The 556-nt window shown below is 54.9% G+C and carries 1 protein-coding gene; it reads left to right on the plus strand.

Annotated features, from left to right (window positions below; translation table 11 throughout):
- Positions 1-216 (plus strand): c-type cytochrome (locus AC04SI_RS33355; protein ID WP_488475739.1); only part of this gene is annotated, 216 nt, incomplete at its 5' end.
- Positions 217-556 lie beyond the last annotated feature (340 nt).

A 556-nucleotide genomic window follows, 5' to 3' on the forward strand; every position in this document is an offset into this window, starting at 1 on the left:
GACAAAGCATCTGTGGCAAATATGCGTTACTCCGACACGTTGCTGGGCTGGGAGGGTGTATGGACGTACGAGGACCTGAACAGATATCTCTTCGGGCCCATGCTCACCACGCCGGGCGTCAAGATGGAGACTCCTGGTGTCCCGGACGAGACCGAACGGGTCAACCTGATCGCCTACTTGCGCACGCTCAGTGACAAGCCGATCCCGCTGCCCTGAACCGATGAGCTCTTGGCGCAAACTACTGCTACGGCCCTGCGTCTTATGCCCAAAACGTTCATCGACTGGCCGTCGTTTATGAGTACACGCCCCAAAGCAATTCCAGGAAAAGTGCGTAGCGGTTTTCCGTCCGGAATTGCGTCAGAACAATGAGATAGAGCGGTTCTGCGTTCCCGTGAAACGGTGAACCGCTCTAGGACCAATCGACATTCAGGATTCAAAATTGCGTTGATGCATGATTCATAGGCTTCCAGATTCGATCTGGAGGACAATGGATGGTGTCGCGCTACGAACTGAGCCAGCGGCAATGGCAGCGCATCGAAGGTCTTTTGCCCGGAAA

Source organism: Mesorhizobium sp. CNPSo 4689 (genome assembly GCF_057784325.1).